The 22149-nt window shown below is 59.3% G+C and carries 15 protein-coding genes and 1 tRNA gene; 11 read left to right on the top strand and 5 right to left on the bottom strand.

The window, feature by feature from the left end; genetic code table 11:
- Positions 1 to 292: 292 nt before the first annotated feature.
- The 3 genes from Q0106_RS11620 (at position 293) to Q0106_RS11610 (ending at position 6424) form a co-directional block, all read left to right on the top strand.
- Entirely contained in the window at positions 293 to 1738 is a 1446-nt protein-coding gene (locus Q0106_RS11620; protein ID WP_297613186.1) for an FAD-dependent oxidoreductase, read from the top strand.
- A gap of 97 nt (positions 1739 to 1835) precedes the next feature.
- Entirely contained in the window at positions 1836 to 3128 is a 1293-nt protein-coding gene (gene sbcD, locus Q0106_RS11615) for an exonuclease subunit SbcD (RefSeq protein ID WP_297613184.1), read from the top strand.
- Entirely contained in the window at positions 3125 to 6424 is a 3300-nt protein-coding gene (locus Q0106_RS11610) for an AAA family ATPase (RefSeq protein WP_297613182.1), read from the top strand. Before sbcD ends, Q0106_RS11610 begins: the two co-directional genes overlap by 4 nt.
- An 82-nt stretch (positions 6425 to 6506) precedes the next feature.
- Here the strand turns inward: Q0106_RS11610 and lplT are convergent, their stop codons facing one another.
- Positions 6507 to 7823 carry a lysophospholipid transporter LplT gene (gene lplT, locus Q0106_RS11605; protein ID WP_297613180.1) on the bottom strand — a complete coding sequence of 439 codons (1317 nt, stop codon included), beginning with the start codon at positions 7821 to 7823 and terminating at the stop codon, positions 6507 to 6509.
- Positions 7824 to 8020: 197 nt separating this feature from the next.
- Between lplT and alr the strand changes: the two genes are divergently transcribed.
- From alr to Q0106_RS11585, 4 genes are all read left to right on the top strand, one after another.
- On the top strand, positions 8021 to 9109 hold the full coding sequence (gene alr / locus Q0106_RS11600; protein ID WP_297613178.1) for an alanine racemase: 1089 nt from the start codon (positions 8021 to 8023) through the stop codon (positions 9107 to 9109).
- Positions 9109 to 10494 (top strand): DNA repair protein RadA, encoded by a 1386-nt coding sequence (radA, locus tag Q0106_RS11595; protein ID WP_297613176.1) that lies wholly within the window; start codon positions 9109 to 9111, stop codon positions 10492 to 10494. The genes alr and radA overlap by 1 nt, the downstream gene beginning before the upstream one ends.
- 138 nt (positions 10495 to 10632) lie before the next feature.
- A complete protein-coding gene (locus Q0106_RS11590) occupies positions 10633 to 11541 on the top strand; it encodes a hypothetical protein (RefSeq protein WP_297613173.1) in 909 nt (302 codons plus the stop codon).
- Between the two features lie 449 nt (positions 11542 to 11990).
- Positions 11991 to 12209 (top strand): hypothetical protein, encoded by a 219-nt coding sequence (locus tag Q0106_RS11585; protein ID WP_297613170.1) that lies wholly within the window; start codon positions 11991 to 11993, stop codon positions 12207 to 12209.
- A gap of 289 nt (positions 12210 to 12498) precedes the next feature.
- Here Q0106_RS11585 and dinD read toward each other — a convergent pair whose 3' ends face one another.
- From dinD to Q0106_RS11565, 4 genes are all read right to left on the bottom strand, one after another.
- Positions 12499 to 13383: a DNA damage-inducible protein D gene (gene dinD / locus Q0106_RS11580; protein ID WP_297613167.1), complete on the bottom strand. Its 885-nt coding sequence runs from the start codon at positions 13381 to 13383 to the stop codon at positions 12499 to 12501.
- Positions 13384 to 13495: 112 nt separating this feature from the next.
- On the bottom strand, positions 13496 to 14563 hold the full coding sequence (locus Q0106_RS11575) for a site-specific integrase (protein WP_297613164.1): 1068 nt from the start codon (positions 14561 to 14563) through the stop codon (positions 13496 to 13498).
- A 128-nt stretch (positions 14564 to 14691) separates the two neighbouring features.
- A tRNA-Leu gene (locus Q0106_RS11570) sits at positions 14692 to 14775 on the bottom strand.
- 59 nt (positions 14776 to 14834) lie between these two features.
- Positions 14835 to 15386 (bottom strand): hypothetical protein, encoded by a 552-nt coding sequence (locus Q0106_RS11565; protein WP_297613161.1) that lies wholly within the window; start codon positions 15384 to 15386, stop codon positions 14835 to 14837.
- A 309-nt stretch (positions 15387 to 15695) separates the two neighbouring features.
- Between Q0106_RS11565 and tig the strand changes: the two genes are divergently transcribed.
- From tig to lon, 4 genes are all read left to right on the top strand, one after another.
- Complete coding sequence (gene tig / locus Q0106_RS11560; RefSeq protein ID WP_297613158.1) at positions 15696 to 17048, top strand: trigger factor; 1353 nt, start codon at positions 15696 to 15698, stop codon at positions 17046 to 17048.
- Positions 17049 to 17328: 280 nt separating this feature from the next.
- Positions 17329 to 17919 carry an ATP-dependent Clp endopeptidase proteolytic subunit ClpP gene (gene clpP, locus Q0106_RS11555; RefSeq protein WP_139687710.1) on the top strand — a complete coding sequence of 197 codons (591 nt, stop codon included), beginning with the start codon at positions 17329 to 17331 and terminating at the stop codon, positions 17917 to 17919.
- A gap of 201 nt (positions 17920 to 18120) precedes the next feature.
- Positions 18121 to 19443 (top strand): ATP-dependent Clp protease ATP-binding subunit ClpX, encoded by a 1323-nt coding sequence (gene clpX, locus Q0106_RS11550; protein WP_297613154.1) that lies wholly within the window; start codon positions 18121 to 18123, stop codon positions 19441 to 19443.
- Positions 19444 to 19565: 122 nt separating this feature from the next.
- A complete protein-coding gene (gene lon / locus Q0106_RS11545) occupies positions 19566 to 22028 on the top strand; it encodes an endopeptidase La (RefSeq protein ID WP_297613151.1) in 2463 nt (820 codons plus the stop codon).
- Positions 22029 to 22149: the final 121 nt, after the last annotated feature.

Below are 22149 nucleotides of genomic sequence, written 5' to 3'. Positions count from 1 at the left end.
ATCAAATATTAGTTAAATAGATAAATTCTATTTCTCTGGTAAACAAAAATAAAAATAATGCAAGAGGGTTTACCCGTTGAGGGATTAACCCTGAAAAGCTCCCGGGGAAGGCGTGGACTTTGTCGGAACTCGACAAAACTCCGGCGGCAGGGCGTGCGTCAGTTTGGTATTCTTCTCGGAATCAGGGTTTACCCGCTAGCTAGTTTCACTATCCCTTCACATGACCCCCGATGTTTCCCCATGCGCCGCGATGACGCGCCGCAGACTATTCGCCCTTGCGGGCTGTCTCGGAGTGCCGGCGCTTACCGCTTCACTCAAGGCGGCCGAAAGGCCGGATTGCTGCAACTTCTCGTGCGATGTCGCCGTGATCGGCGGCGGGGCGGCCGGGCTTGCCGCGGCCATTGCCGCGCATGAAGCGGGCGCGCGCGTCCTTGTCGTTGAAAAAATGCCGATGGTGGGCGGGAACTCTCTGCTCGCCTGCGAAGCGATGCTTTATGCCGAGGATCCGAAGGATGTCCGGTCGGCAAAGGAGAGAAGCGAGATCGTGAGCGAACGCGAGGCGTTCCTGAAGCAGGTTCTCGCGCGCGGAAAGACGGGTCACGAAGACCTGAGCCGCATTCTGATCGAAGGGTCTCCCGATGCCGTGAAGTGGCTTGAGTCGCTCGGCTGCAACCTCTCGGAACGCACTGAGGGCTTCGGCCTTAAGCATATCTGGGAGTGCCGGCCGTCCAATCAGGTCCCGCTCGGCGTGGAGGTCATGAGGCATCTGCTCTACCGCGCCGAACAGCACAACATCCCGGTTCTCACCCGGATGAGGGCGATTGAGCTCGAGCCGGGCGCGGCGGGATCATCGCTCTTCATCCATGCCGACAGCGCCGACGGCAGATCCGTTCTCGTTGAAGCCCGTGACGTCGTCATCGCGACCGGAGGCTTCGCCGGAAGTCTTGAAGCGGTTTCGAGGCTCTGTCCCAAGGCGCCCGTGCTCATGACGACGAACGCCGCTTCCGCGACGGGGGATGGCCTCAGGCTCGCCAACAACCTGGGCGCCAAGTTCCTTGACCTCGACTCCGTCGTGATGCAGCCGACGACGCTGCCGCTTTCGGGAGAAATCATTCCGATGGCCCTGAGGCGCGAGGGCGCCATTCTCGTCAATGCCGACGGGAAGCGGTTCGTGAACGAACTCGCCGAACCCGAAGTGATTTCCGAGGCGATGCTCGAGCAGCCCGGCGCAAGCGCCTGGCTTCTCATCGACCGTTCGAGCGCGACGGCGCGGTCCCTGAGGGACGATCTTCTTTCTCCGGTCTACTTCCATTCGGACGATTCCATTCTGGAGCTTTCCGCCACGATCGATGCGGACTTCAGCACGCTTGCGGCGACGCTCGACTGCTGCCGGAGAACCCGGTGCCTGCACGACTGCGCTTTCGAGAGACCCCTTGCATCGGCTTCCTTCACGATGAAGCCCTTTTATTCGATCAAGGTGCGTCCGGCCTATCACGGCACGCCTGGCGGCATTGCCGTCGACGCCGCGTCGCGCGTCGAATCGAAGAAGGGCGGACTCATCCCGAGGCTTTATGCCGCGGGCGAAGCGGCGGGCGGCCTCTGGGGGCGCGAGCGCTTCGACAACCTCGGGCTCTCGGGCGCCATCGTTTTCGGGCGCATTGCCGGCGCCAATGCCGCGAGGAGCGCTCTCTCCGAAAGCACCCGGGCGGGGGTTGAGTCCGCAGTCAGGGCGGGCTGACCTGAAGCCGTCAGCCGGATTCGCTGCGTCGCATTCTGCCGCATGAGGCGGCTAGACTTTCGTCTGAATCGAATTTCTTTCAGGAACGAAAGCACGCATGTCTCATAAAACCATCCGCGTCCTTCACACATCGGACTGGCATCTCGGCAAAACGCTCGCCGACGTCGACAGAACGGCCGACTACAGAGCATTTCTCAGGTGGCTTCTCGGGATTATTGAAGCCCGATCCATTGACGTTCTCCTCGTTGCCGGCGACATCTTCGACACGACAATGCCGTCAGCGGACGCACAGCGCCTCTACTACAGCTTTCTCACGGAAGCCGCGAAGACGAGCCTCAGGCAAATCGTCATTACTGCCGGAAATCATGATTCGCAGCGCTTTCTGCGCGCTCCGCGGGAGCTCCTCTCGGTAGTGAGAACCTTTGTGGCGGGAAGCACCGCTGAAAAAGAGGTCTGCGTCATCCGGGATAAGGACGGCACGCCCCTTCTCGGCATTGCGGCCGTGCCTTATCTGCGCGAAGGCGACGTGCGTCTTTCGGGCGAAAACGACACCGACGCCGCCCGGGCGGCCGCCTGGGGGCGCGGCATCGGCGAGCACTACGCAAAGGCGCTCGAAGCGCTCAAAACTGCGCTTTCGGGCGCTGAGGTCCCGATGATCGCCTCGGGGCATCTCTTCGTGACCGGAGCAAAGGTTGCGGGGCCGGACGAAGGCTCCGACGGCGGCGTCTATGTGGGGAGCCTCAGAAACGTCTCCGCAGCCGTTTTCGGAAGCGCCTGGGACTATGTTGCGCTCGGGCACATTCACCGCGCGCAGAAGGTTGCCGCGGAAATACCGGTTCGTTATTCGGGGTCGCCGCTCGCGCTCGACATCGGCGGCGCCGGCGACAGGCATGTCGTCGTCGAGCTCGAGCTTGACGGAAGGAACCTCACGGAAACCGAAATCGAAGTCCCGCAGCCGCGCCGGGTGATGCGCATCCGGGGAAACCTGGGGGAACTCATGGCAAAAATTGAGGCTGCCGGCAGCGAATCGCCCGGCGCCATTCTTGAGGCGATTTACGAAGGCGACCCCATGGATGCCGGGATCCTTGTTTCCGAACTCGGCCGCGCTGCGGGCGAAGCGGGCGTCAATCTTTCTGCCGTGAGGCCGAAGCTCATCCTTGACGGAACCGGAGACGCGGGCCCCGTGAAGAGCCTTGACGACATTTCGCCCGACGGGGTCTTCAAATCCGTACTGGAAGCCAACGCCGTGACCGACGAGGAGCGCGAGGCCCTCACGCCCCTCTTTCTCGAGGCGCTTGAACGCGCCGAGATCCTGGAGCGGGAAAAGAAGGCAAAGGTGCGCGAGAAGCTCGCGCAGGGAGAAAAAAGCGCAGAGGAGGACGGGGAATGAGACTGCTGAAGCTGAGAATCGAGAATGTGAATTCGCTGGGCGGCGTGCATGAAATCGACTTCCGCGCGCCGGAATTCCGCGAGAGCGGCATCTTTGCAATCTGCGGCCCCACGGGGAGCGGCAAGACCTCCATCCTCGACGCGGTGACGCTTGCGCTCTACGGCACGACGCCCCGCATGGAGGAGCGCGCCCAGACCGCGAAGAAGGACGACGCCTGCATGGTGCTCACGAAGAACACCGATCAGACAAGCGCGCAGGTGACCTTTGAATCCTTCGGCGCCGTCTACCGCTCGCGCTGGTCGCGGCGCGTGAAGCGCACGGGCAGGATTTCGGGCGACGAGGTGGAGCTCGTCCGCCTTGCCTCGCCCGAAGCGGTTGACGGCGAAATCATTGCCGAGCAGAAGGGCGAGTGGAAGCTCGCGCTCGAGCGCATTCTCGGCATGAATCTGAAGGCCTTCACGAGAAGCGCGATGCTCGCTCAGGGGGCTTTCGCGGAGCTTCTTCGCGCGAACAACCGCGACCGGGCGGAAATCCTCGAGAAAATTACGGGGACCGAGATCTACACCCTGATAGGCGAACGGGTCTTCGAGCGCATGACCGAAGAAAAGGAAAAGAAGGTGCTCCTTGAGGAGCGCATGAGAAGCGTTGAGGTGCTTTCTGATGAGGACCGCAGCTCGGCCGAGGCGGATCTTCAGAAGACGAAGGCGGAGGCTGAGTCCTTCTCCAAAGCCCTTCAGGAACTGAAGCTCGACATTGCCTGGTCGAAATCCCTCATTGAGGCGCGCTCGAGGAAGGCTCGTGCGGATCATGAGCTCGAAAGCCTCGAAGCTGAGCGCGAAAGGCTTCAGGGTGAAAGAACGCGTGCGGCCGATGCAAGACGCGCGGCCGAGCCCGCGCAGCTCATCAGCGTCCGGGAGAAGGCGCTTGCGGAAGCAACGCTCCACGGGAAGAATGCCGAAAAGTTCGCTTCCGAGGCCCTCGAAGCCGAAGGACGGGCTCAAGTCCTCGCGAAAGCTCTCAGGGAAGCGGAGGAGGCTGAAAAGAATGCGGGCGACGGGCTTCAGAATGCAGAGCCGGAACTCGGGCAGATCGAAGCCATGGACAAATCGATCGAAGTCCTGGAGCTCCGCAGTGATGAAGCTCTGAAGCGCATGAAGGCTGCCGAGAGGAGGCTCGCACTATCCGAAAGGGAAGCCGGGGCGCTCGGGGAAGCGGAAGGAAAAGCGAAGGCGGAAGAGGCGAGGCTTCTTGAGGAAATGAAGACCCGCGCGGCGGATCAGCCGCTTGTCGCGGAGGCTCCGCTTTTTGTTGAACAGGCCAGGGAGACGCATAAGCTTTCTCTCGAGCTCGGACGGGATCGGGAAAGCCTTGCGGCGCTTGAGAAAGAACTGAGGAAATATTCTCTCGCGCGCGAGAGGAAGCACGAGGATGCTGATCGAGAGGAGAAGGCTCTCGAAGCTCTCCGGGGCGAGGTCGCCCAGGCTCAGAGAGAGGCGGGGATTGCATTTTCAGGAAATGCGCTCTCGCAGAAAATCGCTGAAGCCCGTGAACTCACGGGAAAACTCTGGGCGAAGGACTGGCTTCATGAAACCGATCGGCTCCTCGTATTTGCGTCCGGCATGCCGCAGGAGGCCAGGAAGGTTCTCTTAGACCGCAGGCTGAAGCTTCTTCGCGACTGGGGAAGCCTCGAAAAAGAAAGGAGAGAGGATATTGAGGAGCGCCTTGACGGCGTCGAAGGGTGGTCTCTTGAGGCGGGCGCTGCGCAGGCGGCGCTTGAAGACCTTCAGAAGCGGGAAAAGGAAAAAGAGGCGGAGGTGCAGAAGGCGAACCGCGCCGCCATGCGGGCCGATGAAGCCTTTGCGCAGAAATCTGCCGATGTCCGTGCGAAGAATGAGCTCCTTGGAGACAGGGAAAAGGACGTTGCGGGCAGGTTCGATGCCCTTCAGGCGCGCATGGCGGCTTATATGCCGGAAGACTGGCAAATGACGGATGCCGTCGCGGACGCGGAAAAGCTCCTCGGGCGCTCTCAGGCTGTCCGTGAAGCGCTCGAGGCGCTGCAGCGCGCCCGGGTGCAGGCCGCTTCGGCCTCAGCCCGGAGAATTGAGGCCGATAAAAAGACGGCAGAGCTCGCGCTCGACCGGAAGGAAGCCCGGACGATTTTCGAAGACGCATCTCAACGCTTCAATCATGAGAGCGCTGAAAGAAAAGAGCGTTTCGGAGAGCGCAATCCGAAGGCGGAAAGAGAGGCTCTTCAGACGAAGCTCTCGGAATGCATCCGCTTGACGCGAAAGACCGGGACGCTTCATCAGGAGGCGGTTAATGCCCTTCAGGCGGCAGCGCTCAGGCGCGAAGCCGAGGAAAAGGCCCGCAGGGAATACGAGGATGCTGCGGCAGATGCGGCGGCAGCGCTCGAGGCGGCTCTCCTGAAGGCTGGCTTTGCGAACGAACAGGAAGTGAAGAGCGCATTCCTCCCGCGGGAAGAGATTGAGGCGCTTGAAGCCGGGATCCGCGCGCACGACCTTCGCCGGGCCGGAGCTCAAAAGGAAGCGCAGAGCGCCCGCGAGGCGGAGGAAAAGCTCCTTGAGGCCCCCCGCAGGGATTGCCCTCCTGAAGACCTTGCAGCCGAGGAATTGGAGGCAGACGGAAAAATGAAGGCGGCGCTTGAGCTTAAGGGAAGCCTTGAAGCGCGGCTTCAAGCGGACGATGATGCGAGATCAAAGGCGAGGGACGCTGCCGAAGCGCTCGGGAAGGCCGAGAAAACGGTTCTTCTCTGGACGCGGCTTAATGCGCTCATCGGCAGCAAGGACGGCGCCCGCTTCCGGCAGGCCGCGCAGAAGCTCACCTTTGAACTCCTTCTTCATGAAGCGAATTTGATTCTGAGGCAGATGCAGAGCCGCTACGAACTCATCGCCCGGGGCGAGAACGGACTCGACCTTGCGGTGAGGGATCTTGAGCTCGCAGGGATCGAGCGAACGTCCTTCAATCTTTCGGGGGGCGAAACCTTCATGGTGTCGCTTGCGCTCGCACTGTCGCTATCGCGCATCAGCACGAACCGGATGCGCGTCGATACGCTCTTTCTTGATGAAGGCTTCGGGTCGCTCGACCCGGTATCGCTCTCTAAAGCCTTGAATGCGCTCGAGATGCTGCAGCAGACTTCCGGAAAGCTCATCGGCCTCATCAGCCACGTTCCGGCGGTTCGGGAGCGCGTGGGGGTGCAGATCACGGTGAAGCCGAGAGGCTCGTCGGGTCTGAGCGACATTTCCGGCCCGGGCGTAAGAAGGCTCGAGCGGGATTGACGCGAAAAAGAAAAACGCCTCGCTTAGCGCATGAGCTTTGCGAGGCGTTTCGGGATTGAGGCCGCTGACGGCCAAAAGCTCCTTAATGGCGCTTCTCTTCGCCGATCAGATGCGTGCTGTCGAATTCCTTCTGGTTGCGCATGTGCTTCACGATCACAAGCGCCATGGAGACCATGACGAAGGCGCCGAAAAGAAGCATCGTCATCGGGACCGAGAGATCGGCCTTGATGAGGAGCGCATAGACGCCGAGCATCACGAGAATGGAAAGGTTTTCGTTGAAGTTCTGCACGGCAATCGAGCGGCCGGCGCTCATGAGCACGTGGCCGCGGTGCTGCAGAAGCGCATTCATGGGAACGACGAAGTAGCCCGCGCAGATGCCGACGGCAATCATGCCCGCTGCGGCAATGAGGGTCGCCCAGGAGAGCGAGAACCCGAAGAGCGCGAGTCCGCCCGCCGGCGCCCAGTCGCGCGTGTAGAAGGCCATGATGGTGACGAGAATGCCCATGCAGATCCCCATCGGGAGCACCTTGAGGGAGCTTTTGAGCGGAACGCGCGCGGCGGCGAGCACGGCGCCCACGGCAATGCCGAGGCTCACCACGGCCTGCATGATGGCGCCTTCGGAAAGGTTCATGCCGAGAGCGTGCTCGCACCACTTGAGAACGAGGAACTGCAGCACTGCACCGGCGCCCCAGAAAAGCGTCGTGACGGAGAGCGAAATCTGCCCGAGACGGTCGTGCCAGAGGAGCGAGCAGCTTCTGAGGAACCCCTTGATCGAATCGTACGGATCAAACTTCTGCTTCGGGTAGCGCGCGCCCGTATCCGGAATGGCAAGGTTGACGAGCGCAGCGGCAATGTAGACGAAGGTGATCGCAAAAATGGCGCCTTCGGCAAAGCTCGCGAGACCGATCGCATTGAGGTGGAAGACGGAAAGAATCGGCTGGGCGACTTCGGGGCGGATGAGGACGCCGCCGAGCACGACGCCGAGGATGATGGAGCCGACGGTCAGGCCCTCAATCCAGCCGTTCGCGACGACGAGCTTCTCGGCAGGAAGAAGCTCCGTGAGGATGCCGTACTTGGCCGGGGAATAGGCAGCGGCGCCGATGCCGACAATCGCGTAGGCAAGAAGCGGATGGCCTCCGAAAAGCATGAGGAGGCAGCCGACTGCCTTCAGGGCGTTCGTGAGGAACATGACGCGGCCCTTGGGCATCGAGTCGGCGAAGATGCCGACCCAGGCCGCGAGAAGAACGTAGCTCACAACGAAAAAGAGCTTGAGGAGCGGCGTCTGCCAGTCGGGCGCGCCCAGGCTCGTGAGGAGCGCAATGGCAGCAATGAGAAGCGCATTGTCCGCAAGCGAGGACAGAAACTGCGCCGCCATGATGGTGTAAAAGCCGCGATTCATTGAAAAGCCCAGCAATTATTGAATCGGGAGAGTCTAACAAACGTTGACTCCCGTCGTCCTGAGAAGGCATTCTGAGCGCTTCCGCGCCGGGCGTGCGGCGGTCATTACAGATCGTTGCGAAAGAGAAAAAGGCGAACTGAGCGGCAAGGTGCGAAAATTTCTCCTTTGTTCTTATTTCCCCGGAGCTTCATAAAGCCGTGCCGCGCCCAATATTTGCTGAAATTGATCTCCATGCCCTGCGCCACAATCTGAGCGTGATGCGAAGCAAGGCCGAGGGCCGCACGCTCTGGGCAGTCGTGAAGGCGAATGCTTATGGCCACGGGCTCGAAAATGCCGTGACGGCCTTTGCCGATGCGGACGGCCTCGCCACGATCGACCTCTGCGATGCCGAGCTCGCACGCCGCTGCCGCTGGCAGAAGAGAATTCTTCTCCTTGAAGGCTTTTTCGACGCCTCCGACATTGAGCGGCTCGAGTCGCTGAAGGTCGAGACCGTCATTCATTCCTTCTGGCAGATTGATCTCCTCAGAAAGGCGGGCGTGAAGGATGTGCGCTGCCACATCAAGGTGAATTCCGGCATGAACCGGCTGGGGTTCCTCCCGGTGGAAGTGAATGCCGTCTATGACGAACTCACCTCAATTCCCGGCGTGCGCGTGATGGATGTCGTCACGCATTTTGCGAATGCCGAACCAACCTATTTCGGCGACCGCCCGGCTACGGTCGAGAAGCAGCTCGCCCGAATGGGCCGGCTCGCGCGCGGAGGAGCGGCGGCCTGCATGGCGAATTCCGCCGCCATTCTCTTTCACCCGGAGGTGGGAGGCGAGGCGGTGCGCGCGGGCGTCGCACTCTACGGCGTCAGCCCCGACAGTCATATTTCTTCTGAAGAGCTCGGCATCATTCCGGCAATGACGCTTGCCGCGAAGATCATCGCGATTCAGGAAATTCCGGCGGGAGAGGCCGTGGGGTACGGCTCGCGCTGGATTGCCAAACGCCATTCCCGCATTGCGGTGGTGGCCTGCGGCTACGCCGACGGTTATCCCCGCTCCATGCCGGACGGCTCGCCCGTCTGGGTTGAGGGGCAGATCGCGCCCTTGACGGGCTCGGTCTCGATGGACATGCTTGAAATCGACATCACCGACATCCCGGCAGCGAAGCTCGGGAGCCGCGTCGAGCTCTGGGGACGGCACCTTCCCGTCAACCGCGTTGCCGCCTGCTGCGGCACGATCGGGTATGAACTCATCTGCGCGCTCGCGCGCCGCGTGCCGATCGTTCTGAGAGAGGATGCCTGATGGCGAAGCGCGATAAGGTTGAGTTTGTCTGCTCCGAATGCGGCGGTACGACCGTCAAGTGGCAGGGCCAGTGCCCGCATTGCCGCGCATGGAATACGCTCCAGGAATTCAAGGTTCCGACCGGTGCGGCCGGGCGCTACGGTACGGATAAGCGCGCGGGACGCGGCTTCGTTGATACGACCGGGGCGCTGCAGGATCTTGCCGACGTAACGGCTGAAGAGGCGCCGCGCGTCGTCACGGGGCTCTCTGAATTCGACCGCGTTATGGGAGGCGGCCTCGTTCGGGGCGGTGTTTCCCTCATCGGCGGCGACCCCGGGATCGGCAAATCCACACTGCTTCTGCAGGTCATGGCGCGGCTCGTTGCGGGCGGGGTCAGATGCGTCTACGTTTCGGGCGAGGAGAGCGCAGGTCAGATTGCGCTTCGCGCACAGCGCCTGCAGCTTCCGCTTCAGGGGCTGCAGCTCATGAGCGAGATTGAGCTCGAGCACATCGAAGCGGTGATTACGGAAAAGAAGCCCGAATTCGTCGTGATCGACTCGATTCAGACGCTCTTTTCGGGGGCGCTCGACAGCGCTCCGGGATCGGTTTCTCAGGTGCGCGAATGCGCGGCAAGACTCACGCGCATCGCGAAGACCACAGGCGCCACGCTTTTTTTCGTGGGGCACGTCACGAAGGACGGCGCCCTTGCCGGCCCCCGCATTCTCGAGCACATCGTCGATACGGTGCTCTACTTCGAGGGCGACACCCATTCGAACTTCCGTCTCGTGCGGGCATTCAAAAATCGCTTCGGCGCCGTGAACGAACTCGGCGTCTTCGCGATGACGGATCACGGACTGAGGGGCGTGACGAATCCTTCGGCGATTTTCCTTTCGGAATACAAGTCGAACATCCCGGGCTCCACGGTTCTCGTCACGCAGGAAGGCACGCGGCCGCTCCTCGTTGAAATTCAGGCGCTCGTCGACGAAACGCATTCGCCGGCGCCGCGCCGTCTCGCGGTTGGCGTCGACAATCAGAGGCTCGCGATGCTCCTCGCCGTTCTTCACCGGCATGCGGGCGTCGCGCTCTTTGATCAGGACGTATTCGTCAATGCCGTGGGCGGCGTGAAGATCTCTGAAACCGCTGTGGACCTTGCCGTGCTTGCAGCCATCTGCTCGAGCTGGCGCGACAAGCCTCTCGAGCGCGGCCTCGTCATCTTCGGCGAAGTCGGGCTTGCAGGCGAAATCCGACCGGCCCCGAGAGGTCAGGAACGGTTGAGAGAAGCTGCGAAGCTTGGGTTTTCGAAGGCGCTCATTCCGCGCGCCAATGCGCCCAAGCAGCCGATTGAAGGGCTCGAGGTTATTGCGGTCGACCGCCTTGCGGACGCGCTGGCGGCAATTTTCCCGTAGCGCACAGGCAAAAGCCACAGTCCGAAAGACGGAGGCCGGCCTGCCGTTCCTTTTCGTACAATAGACAAGTTTTTTAGTTCGGGTTCTTGCTGCTTCAGCGAAGCTTCGGGAACCCTGATATTTCAGGACAGTATTTCCATGACGACGCTTACCAAGCTTCTTCCCGCGCAGGCTGCTCCCGCGCAGACTCTCCTTGACAAGGCTCATCCGCTTCCCCTCACCTCCGCGCAGCGCGCGGAGCTCCCGCAGACCATCCATACCCCGACGGGCGATGTGACGGTGGGCGTGGCTGCTGCTGATCTGCGCCCGCTCGAGGTCGATGATCTCTTCGTTGATGAAACCGGTGCTTTCTGGGCCGTTCGTCCGGCCGTTGAGAAGGTGCTCCACGTTACGGGCGACCTCAACGTCCTCCGCGAGGCTGCCGGCGCGCTCATCAACCGCGGCGTTCGTCTTGCCCAGATTGATGAGGGCTTCTCCGTTCTTCCGCTCCCGAACCTCGCCAAGATGCTTCAGATGGTGGGTCTCGAAGTGACGGAAGCCGAGGAACCCTTTGATCCGATTCAGTTCCGCGAACCTGAAGGCGGGTGCGGCTGCGGCTGTGGCTGCGGCGGACATCATCACCATCATGATGAAGATGAGTGCGGCTGCGGTTGCGGCCACCACCATCACCATGAGGAAGGCGAATGCGGCTGCGGCGGTCACCACCATCATCATCACGGCGAAGGCGAGTGCTGCTGCGGCGGGCATGACCATGATCACGAGGAGTGCGGCTGCGGCGGCCACCATCACCATGAAGAAGAGGAATGCGGCTGCGGTTGCGGCGGTCATCACCACCATCACGGCGAAGGCGAATGCTGCTGCGGCGGACATGACCACGATCATGAGGAATGCGGCTGCGGCGGCCACCATCACCACGAGGAAGGTGAATGCGGCTGCGGCGGTCACCATCACCATCATGGCGAAGGCGAGTGCTGCTGCGGTCATGACCACGATCACGAAGAAAAGAAGGGCTGCTGCTGCGGCCACGACCACGAGGCGAAGCACTAATTGCTTTTGCCCCCAGGTGGACGCAGGAGGAAATAACTCCCGCTAGTCCGCACCAGGTCGGAAAACACAAAAAGCCTCTGCTTTCGGGTCAGAGGCTTTTTTGTCGGGAGCGCGTCTGCAGAAGATGAGCGTTCCTCAAAAAAATGAAGGGTTGCCGCGCGCTCCTGAAGCTTCTGCACACGTATGTCGAGAAGCGAGGCCTGCAAGACCATTCGCCAGATCGTTGAGCGTTGGGCTCCGCCCTCAGAGAACGACACGCGCTCTTATGTGCTCTCGGTGGCATCTGCATGCCGTCGTGATCCGGATGAGCGCTTGCACGTGGACGTTGATCCGCTGATATCTCTCGATTTGGCCCGTGCGATTGCTCGCCATGAGTGCGGCGCTGAGGCTGAGGCTGAGGGCTTGGGTATGACGTTTGGGAAGAGGCGGCCATGTAAATAGAGGATGAAATGAAACCTTGGGAAGAACGCTTTGTGAAGGAAGAAACTGAGCTTCGGGAACGTGCGGGGAAACTTCGCGCGATGCTTGAGAAACTTTCTCGTGGTGAATTGGACTTTGAACCCACGTGCCCACCGCAGTTGCTCTGGGAACAACTTTGGGTAATGGAGCGCTACGACGAGATTTTGCGTGAGAGAGCGCAGATTGAAAAGGTGCCGCTCCCCGATTGACGGCAAAATAAAAGCCGCGCGGCTGGTTCCCGTGCGGCTTTTAGATTCAACTTCGGTCAGAAGTTATCCATGGTTGAAATTATAGCGGCCTTGATTTGGCTGCCAATTTGGCGCTCCTCTTGCTGACTGGCATTTATTACGTGATGACGAGGTTTGTCTCGTGAAGTGGAAGTTCGTACTTGCTTTTATGGCCCTCGTCGCATCGTTCGCCGGCGGCTCTGTCACGGGTTTACGCCATGTACGGGAAGTAGACATGAAAAACCCCGAGGATTAATCCCCGGGGCAAGCTTTATTTCTTTCGAATCAACTTTGTCCTAGGCTTTGACATGCCTAGTCGTTTGTTTCGCTCGCGTTCTAGCTGAGGAATTCCTTTTTCCGGCGTAGGCAGATCTTCCGGCATTGTCCCTCCCAGATCCGCAATCGTTTTCCGAACGGCTTTCCCAACGTTGAAGTGCGTTTGGTTCGCCTGTGCTTTCCCCTTGATGTTGTCGCGCTTCAGCTTCGCTTCGGTCTGAGTTGTTCTGAAGAGATTGGCGGCCAGTTCTTCGCTACCCATGTAATCAAGAATGTCGTGACTTTTCTTCAAGCCCTTACGCTTGTGGATGTCCGATTTATCCAGACCGTTGTAGAGCCCTCGATAACCGCTGTTCTGAAAAGCCCCGTACTCTATGTTTGTCTCAATACCGGCATCGTGAGCCGCGGCGAAGAGTTTCTTATTTTGTTCTTTGATCTGGCTACGTTGAAGCAACCGCCTTTCATCCTCACTGAGACGCTGAAAAGCCTCAGCGTCTGCAATTTCCTGACGACGAGTTTGGACGGCGAAGTAAGTCTGTCCGGCAGCAATGACGGGTTTGCTAGGATCACCATTCTGAACAATGAGATAGCAGGCGTATCGAGAAAGTGCAATGTCATCGACTTCTCGAGCCGACCCACTTCCTAGATCGACCATTTTACCCATGTTGGTAAAATGGTCATCAACATTGATTTTTAGGGAAATACAGGCTTCTTTTGCCTTGTTGATGACCGGCAGAAATCTTTGCCATCTACTGTACCCAAGAAGGGTATAAAGCTCTCGAGCTAACCAGTATTCCGATCCGTTTTCGTCAACGTGCTTAATAGTGTCAAAACTGGGGAGACTTGCCTGTTCGTTTGAGTTGTTGTTACTCTCGTACAAAAGTCATTCGGCCCTCGGCGCACGTCACTGCGTCGGGGGCTTTCACATTCTACGGATCCCGACAGGTGATGCATTTTTTTGTGATCAGCCTCAACGGGTTAAGGGTTAACCTTTATTTATTAAGCCTCTCAATGAAGTCTTCCATGCGCGGCCGGTAGTAGCGCATCAACATCTTGAGGTTCTTGTGGCCGGTCTGTCTGGATAGAGACATAACATCCATGCGCGGAGCACCGTCTGGGCCGGGAGAGGCCGCCCAGGTGCAGAAGGTCGCGCGGCCGTCGTGGAAGGTGAGTCCTTGCCGGATCAATCTGCCGTGACTGTCATAGACGTTTCTGAGATCCGCCTGGTCGCGAATCTTTCGCCAGAGAGCATCGCGCGTTCCATCCTCTAAATCCCAAATTGTTGGCTCGAAACCTAGTGCGCATACATCATCTAGTATCTTCTTTGCTCTATCGCAGAGGATGAGGGTTCTGGCGGTTGCAGTTTTGGTGGCTTCTGCCGGGAGTCGGATCGTGTTCCCGTGGATCCATGTGCGCTCGATGCGCATCATCTCTCCGGCCCGCATGTCGGTGAGACAAGAGAGGACGAACGCTGCGCACACGCGTTGCATTTTTGTCTTAGGAGCTTCCCCTTCTTCCCACTGAGCGACAATCTTTAGCCGTTCAATGTCTTCCTGGCTGGCCGTGCGCTCGCGCGGTAGCGCGTCAGAGACTTTCTCAGATCCGGAGCAGGGGTTCTCTTTGATGATGCCGCGCCGGACAAGGCCGGCGAACATGCTTGAGATGATCTGTTTTTGTCGGGCAATCGTGCTTTCTTTGACGATGACGCCGGTGGTCCTTGATGGGATCGTCCGCCTGCGGTCTATCCAGGCGTTGATGTCCTTACTGGTGACATCTCCTGTTCTGAGGTCTGCGAGCGGGTCTTCAAGCAGGTATCCGAGCACGGCCTTTTCGTGCCGTGGGTGCTTGTGCACTTTGCTGATGTGCGCGGCGTGCTCTTCAATGAATTCCCGGAGCGGCTTAGCCGCATCCGGATGTCCGCCTTCGACCATAGATAAAGCGATGGGGGCCGCCCATCTCTTGGCGTCTGATGACCGGGGGAACGTTTTTGATTTCCTGACGCCGTTGACGCAGACCTGAGCTTGAAAAACTCCTGACGGAAGTTTTCTGATGGTAGCCATGTCGTCCCTTCGTTCGTAAATCGTTCGTAAAAAATTCGTAAATCGTCGAAAATCTTACGGTCTTACGGGGCGTCTTATGCACTACCTGTTGTGTTTAATGCCTCTCGATACCGCTAAATGCAGTAATCTGGTGCGCGAGGCCGGACTCGAACCGGCACGCCAGAGGCGTCAGGACCTAAACCTGGTGCGTCTACCAATTTCGCCACTCGCGCTCCCTGAAGGGAAGAGCAATTCTATAGGAAATCGCTGAAAATAAGAAAGCGCGAGCCGGCTATTCGGCTCCGAGAAGCGCTCTGCGGCGCTGGATTTCTTCAAAAAGCTCCAGCCGCCTCATGTTGTATTCACCCCAGGTGAGCGTTCCCGTGAGAAGTCCCTCCTGCATTGCCTCAATCCGGGGGTCGCTCAGCGTGCGGGACTCTTCGGCAATCCTCGCCTCCTCAGGCGTGCCGGTTTCAATCATGATGCGGCGCGTTTCCTCGTTGAGTTCATGCGTGAGCTCAAAGACGCCTTCCGCAGCGCGGCGCTGCTCGCGCGTAATCCGCGTGCGGTCGCTGAGCATCGCTTCCGTGATGCCGTTGGGCAGGCAGGCGGATTTGCGGAAATAGGGCTGAAAGGCTTCGGCAACGCAGGCAGCACGCATGCGGTTGCCTACTTCCGTAATTCGAAGCTCGTACTGCGAGGGTTCCCGACGCAGAGACTGAGTCCCCTTTTTTTCAGCGGTGGTCTGAATGGATGAAATATCAGACTGATCTGCCGGAGGAACGGCGCATCCGGCAAGCAGAAGGGCACTAAGGAAAAGCGAGCAGCAAAGGCGGGCGGACATAGTTGACTCGGAGAGACGCGCAGAGGAAAAAATCAACAAGGGCAGAAGTTTAGCTAACCCGCAGAGAATGCACCTCTTTTCGCTTGGGTATAATGTAAAGCTTCGAATTTGGGGCAGTCCGGACGCAAAGAGTCTGATGACTGCCTCGGAACAGAATTCATTCAAACCGCCCGGGTTGTGGCTGTTGCTAGCGGCACAGTGCATCCGGACGGATTTTCCAACTTCTCGGACTCTTGGGCTCAAGCAGCTTTCCAAAACGAATCCTGCGTGCTCGGGAAGGTTTCCGAACTTTCAGTAAAGATCAAAGCAATGACTGAAGAAAAGATTGAACAGGCTGCTGAACAGACTGAGGCTCCCAAGGAAGAAACGCCGGCGGTGAATCCGCTCGAACGTTCGCTCGAGCTCACGGTTCCTGCCGCTGAAGTTCGCACGCTCTCCCAGAAGTACCTTCGCAACTATGCGAAGGATGCCCGCATGCCCGGCTTCCGCAAGGGCCATGTTCCGATGGCTCAGGTCGAGCAGATGTACGGCATGCGCGCTTTTGATCAGGCGCTCAATGAGCTCGTCGGTCAGGCCTGGTCGAAGGCTGCTCAGGAATCCGGCCTCGCCATCGCCTGCCAGCCCCGCATCGAGGCTCTCGAAGGCGAAAAGGACTCCGAGGACATGAAGTTCAAGGCCGTCTTCGAAGTCTTCCCCGAAATCGTCTACCCCGATTTCAAGACGCTTCTCCTGAAGCGCTACAGCTGCACCGTTGATGACGCCGCCGTCCAGAAGACGCTCGACGTCATGGCCCGTCAGCGCGTCACCTACGGCCCGCTCGAGGAAGACCGCCCGGCCCAGAAGGACGACCGCGTCACGGTCAACTTCCGCGGCACGAAGGACGGCGTTGAATTCGCCGGCGGCAAGGCTGACGGCTTCCAGTTCGTTCTCGGCGACGGCCGCATGCTCGCCGACTTCGACGCTGCCGTCACCGGCATGAAGAAGGGCGAAAAGAAGACCTTCGACATGACCTTCCCGGAAAACTACGGCCCGGCCGAACTCAACGGCGCCAAGGTTCAGTTCGAGGTTGAGCTCACCAACATCGAACTCGCCCACATTCCCGAAATCACCGATGATTTCGCGAAGTCCCTCGGCGAAGAGAGCGTTGAGTCGATGCGCGCCGCCATCCGCACGAACCTCGAGCGCGAAGTCGAATTCCGCCTCACGCAGAAGACTGAAGCCGAGACGTTCGAAGCCCTCGCCGGCGCTCTGACGTACCCGATCCCGACCTCCATCGTCGCTCAGGAACGCCACGCCATGGCCGAGCAGTTCGCTGAAACGATGAAGCAGCGCGGCGCCAAGGTTTCGCTCAAGGACTTCCCGGAATCCATGTTCCAGGAAAATGCCGAGAAGCGCGTTCGCCTTGGTCTCTTCACGGAAGACCTCGTTGCGAAGGAAAAGCTTCAGGCGACCAACGAGCAGATCGCTGAACGCGCCAAGGTCATCGCTTCCTCCTACGAGAACCCGGCTGAAGTTGAGCAGTACCTTACGACGGACCGCAACTCCCGCATGAACCTCGGCGCTCAGGTTCAGCAGAAGAACGTCTGCGACTGGCTCCTCGCCCACGCCGACACGACGGACGAAACCGTTGAATTCGACAAGGTGATGTCGGGTGCTTTCTAACTGAAGCACTCCCAAAATCTTCGGTTTTGAGCTTCTCCTGCAGATTTGCGCTGTTAGAGCGCAAATCTGCAGGCATCAGGCAAGAATCCGATAGAATTCTGCAAGGGCGCCTGCGGGCGCCTTTGTTATTTTCTGACTGCGCGTTTTGAGATGTCTCGTTACTGCACGGGCCTCACTGATTCGCGATAATGAGCGGCACATTCAGCAGCAATGCTGCAGCTTCCGGGTCCCGTCAGGATCCGCAAAGCTTCTACAAACAGAAAAACCAGTAAAGAATCCAATGTCTCTTGTTCCTATCGTTGTTGAGAGTTCCGGCCGCGCAGAGCGCAGCTTCGACATTTATTCCCGTCTGCTTCGCGATCGCATCATCTTTCTCACGAGCGAAGTGAATGATCAGACGGCTTCGCTCGTTGTTGCCCAGCTTCTCTTCCTGGAAAGCGAGGATCCGGACAAGGATATTTCGCTTTACATCAACAGTCCCGGCGGCTCCGTTTCCGCCGGCATGTCGATCTTCGACACGATGCGCTTCATCCGCCCGAAGGTGAATACGATCTGCCTCGGCATGGCCGCATCCATGGGCGCATTCCTGCTTGCCGCCGGCGAAAAGGGCAAGCGCTATGCGCTTCCGCACTCCCGCATCATGATTCATCAGCCGCTCGGCGGCGCCGAAGGCCAGGCGAGCGACGTGGAGATCCGTGCGCGTCAGCTCACGCTCATCAAGCGTCAGATGAATGAACTGATGGCGGGCTTCACCGGGCGCACGTATGAAGAGCTTGTCCGCGACACCGACCGCGACAACTTCATGAGCGCTCAGGAAGCGCTCGAGTACGGCCTCATCGACCGCGTGCTCACGACGCGCGCGGAAATGTGAAGAGACGCTGATTAATCCACCGCGACTTTCCCCGCAAGACTTCCCTATTGAAGCTTTCGGGGAGAGCAGACGACAAACAGTTATCTCGTTCGAAGAGGGGTGAGAAAAGACTTTTCACCTGAATATCAAAATATCTCTGCGGACGAAAGACGACGGCAGCCGGCTTCGCGCTGAAGCGGCTCCCGTCAGGGAAATTAAATAATGGCAAAACGCTACTGCTCCTTCTGCGGCCGCGACGAGTCGCAGTGTTCTGCGCTCTTTCAGGGCCTTCATGGAGAACTTCTCTGCGGCGAATGCGTTCGCGCAATGGCTGCGGAACTGAAGGTTGAAGTGCCAGGCAAGGATGCGCAAAAGACCGAGGGCGAGGACGCTCAGGGCGACGCCGCCGAAAAGGAAGTCTTTCCGAAAAAAGTGCCGACGCCGCGCGAGCTTTACGAGCTTCTCGACAGCTACGTGATTGGTCAGGAACGCGCCAAGCGCACGCTCGCCGTGGCGGTCTTCAACCACTACAAGCGCCTCATGACGCAGCAGGACAAGCACCTCAAGAACCTTGAGGACAAGGTTGAGCTGCAGAAGTCGAACGTCCTTCTCGTCGGCCCGACGGGTTCGGGCAAAACGCTTCTCGCGCAGACTCTCGCCCGCGCGCTCGACGTCCCCTTCGCGATTGCCGATGCGACGACGCTCACCGAAGCGGGCTATGTCGGCGAAGACGTTGAAAACATCGTCGCCAAGCTGGTTCAGGCTGCCGACGGCAATATCGAGCGCGCTCAGAAGGGCATCATCTATCTCGACGAAATCGACAAGATCGCGAGAAAGAGCGAGAACCCCTCGATCACGCGCGATGTTTCGGGCGAAGGCGTGCAGCAGGCGCTCCTCAAGCTCGTTGAAGGCACGATCGCCTCGATGCCCGTCAAGGGCGGCCGCAAAAATCCCGGCAAGCCCATGATGGAAGTCGACACCTCGCAGATTCTCTTCATCTGCGGCGGCGCCTTCGACGGCATGGAACGCATTGTCCGCCACCGTACCGAAAAGAGCGAAATCGGCTTCTCCGGCACGGTAATCGGGAAGCGCGATCACGATTTGAGCGAGCTCTACCACCAGATCGATACGTCCGACCTCGTCAAGTACGGCCTTATTCCTGAACTCGTCGGCCGCCTCCCGGTGATCACGGTCCTTGATGAGCTCGATGAAAAGGCGCTCATCGAAATTCTCACGAAGCCGAAAAACGCCATCGTGCGGCAGTACAAGGTGCTTTTCAAAATGGAGGACGTGGAGATTGAATTCACGCCCGAGGCGCTTAAGGCAATCGCGCATCAGGCGATTGAGCGCAAGACGGGCGCCCGCGGTCTGCGCTCCATCATTGAAGGGATTCTCCTCGACACCATGTTTGAGGTTCCCGGCCGCAAGGACGTGGCGAAGGTCGTAGTGACGGAGGATGCCGTTTCCGGCAAGAGCCGTCCCGAACTCATTCTGCGCTCCGATGGCGGCGCTGCCCCGGCAGCTGAAGCGCCTGCAGCGAGTTAACTTCACTCCGGCAAATCCTCCTTTCCGAACGGGGATTGCGGTATTACCCGGGCGGCAGTTGAAAAAACTGCCGCCTGACCCCATATAGTCATTACACATCCTATTTTTTGGGGCTAATAGCTTTGAACAATCAGAATTCAACCCTTTCCGCAGAGAATCCGGCGGTGATCGGGCCCCTGCCTGTTATCCCGCTGCGCGACATGGTGGTCATTCCGAACTCGATGACGACGGTCTTCATGGGCCGTCCGCTCTCAGTTCTGGCTGCCGAAGCCGCCATGCGCATTCATTCCGGGCGGGTGATCCTTTTGACGCAGCGCGACAAGGGCGTCGACACGCCGACTCCCGAAGATTTCTGGGACGTCGCCGTGAGCGGCGAAATTGATCAGCTGCTGCGCCTCCCTGATGGTTCCGTCAAGGCGCTTGTGCACGGCACGGAACGCTGCCGCGTCACGAAGTGGATTGATGCGTCCGGGTTCTTCAAGGCCGAAGCGGAGATTCTCCAGCCGGAAATTTCCCCTTCGGACGATCTTGCCGCCTATTCGCGCACGCTCCTGAAGTCTCTCCAGGAATATGCCTCGAACGTCAAGAAATTCTCGCCCGACCATCTGAAAGCCGTGCTCGAAGAGAAGGATCCGCTGCGCGCATGCGACATTGCGGCTTCCTTCATTCCGCTGACGACCCCTGAACGACTCGAGTACCTGCGTGCGGCAAGTCCTGTTGCGCGCTTCGAACTCCTGATCGGCGTTCTTGACCGCGAACTCGAAAGCGGCCAGATCGAGAAGCGCATTCAGCTTCGCGTCAAGGGACAGATGGAGAAGAACCAGCGCGAGTACTACCTTAATGAGCAGATGAAGGCCATTAAGAAGGAGCTCGGCATCGAGGGCGAAGGCGAGGACGGAGAAGACGAGGACGTTGCTCTTGAACGCAAGGTTCGCGAGGCCAAAATGCCGGAAGCGGCGGAAAGCGCCGCGCTTTCGGAATTGAAGCGCCTGAAGAGCATGCCGCCCTCGTCGGCCGAAGCTTCGGTCGTGCGCAGCTACGTCGACACGCTGCTCGATATTCCGTGGAAGAAGAAGAGCCGCGTGTCGCACGACATTGCTCGTGCCCGCCGCGTGCTCGACGAGGATCACTGGGGACTCGAGAAGGTGAAGGAACGCATTCTCGAATATCTTGCCGTGCAGAAGCGCGTCGGCAAGGTTAAGTCGCCCATTCTCTGCCTCGTCGGCGGCCCGGGCGTCGGCAAGACCTCGCTTGGCCGCTCGATCGCAAGAGCGACGAACCGCGAATACGTCCGCATGGCTTTGGGCGGCGTTTCCGACGAAGCGGAAATCCGCGGTCATCGCCGTACGTACGTGGGCGCAATGCCGGGTCAGGTGATCAAGCATCTGATCAAGGCCAAGGTGAAGAATCCGCTCTTCCTTCTTGACGAAATCGACAAGATCGGCGCCAACCACAGGGGCGACCCTGCCTCGGCGCTCCTTGAAGTGCTTGATCCGGAACAGAACAATGCCTTCGAGGATCATTACGTCGAATGCCCGTTCGATCTCTCGGACGTGCTCTTCGTCGCGACCTCGAACAGCTACGACATTCCGCCGGCGCTTCTCGACCGCATGGAAGTGATTTCGCTCTCCGGCTATACCGAGGACGAAAAGGTGCACATTGCTCTGAGGCACCTTGTGCCCAAGCAGATGCGCGCCAATGGCGTGAAGGAAACGGAAGCCAAAATCACCGAAGGCGCCGTGCGCGACATCATCCGCTACTACACCCGCGAAGCGGGCGTGCGTGCGCTTGAGCGCGCGATCGGCAAGATCCTGCGCAAGATCGTTCTCACGGAACTCGAAGCCGGCAAGGATAAGAAGCCTGAGCTTCCGATCGTTGTCGACGAAAAGAACCTCGAGAAGTATCTCGGCGTGCGCCGCTTCAGCATCACGGTTGCTCAGCGCGAGCCGCAGGTCGGCATCGTGAACGGCCTCTCCTGGTCTGAGGTGGGCGGCGATATTCTGACGATTGAAGCCGTTGCCTTCCCCGGCAAGGGCCAGGTGCTCCGCACCGGCATGCTCGGCGACGTGATGAAGGAATCGGTCGAGGCGGCGCGCTCGGTTGTTCGCTCCCGCGCTCAGATGCTCGGGCTCCGTCCGGATATCTTCGCCAATACCGACTGGCACATTCATTTCCCTGAAGGCGCCATTCCGAAGGACGGTCCTTCGGCCGGCGCGGCAATCACGACGGCCATGGTGTCGACGCTCACCCATATTCCGGTGCGCTCCGACATTGCCATGACGGGCGAGATTACGCTCCGCGGCGAGGTGCTCCCGATCGGCGGCCTCAAGGAGAAGCTTCTTGCGGCCCAGCGCGGCAACGTGAAGACGGTGCTCATCCCTGAGGAAAACATGAAGGATCTCACCGAGATCAATGAGGATGCCCTCAAGGGTCTCGAGATCGTTCCGGTGAAGCGCATTGAGGAAGTGCTCCGCAGAGCGCTGCTCAGAATGCCTGAACCGCTCTCCGATGAAGCATTCGCAGCTTCAATGCCGCCGCCCCAGACGATGGTTCCTCCGGCGCCGGCAATGCAGACCTCAGCCTGATAAAGAGCTTGACCAAAGTCTGCAAAACTTAATTGAGAAAGCAAAAGCCCTGTACCTCTGGTATGGGGCTTTTGCGTTTAAAGTGACGAAAAAGCCTTGTTTACAATGAGACTTTTTTGTA

The sequence above is a fragment of the uncultured Sutterella sp. genome (assembly GCF_937923675.1).
In the GTDB taxonomy this organism is placed as follows: domain Bacteria; phylum Pseudomonadota; class Gammaproteobacteria; order Burkholderiales; family Burkholderiaceae_F; genus Sutterella.
Note: the sequence above shows the minus strand (reverse complement) of the source record. Positions and strands in the feature narration are given on the sequence as shown.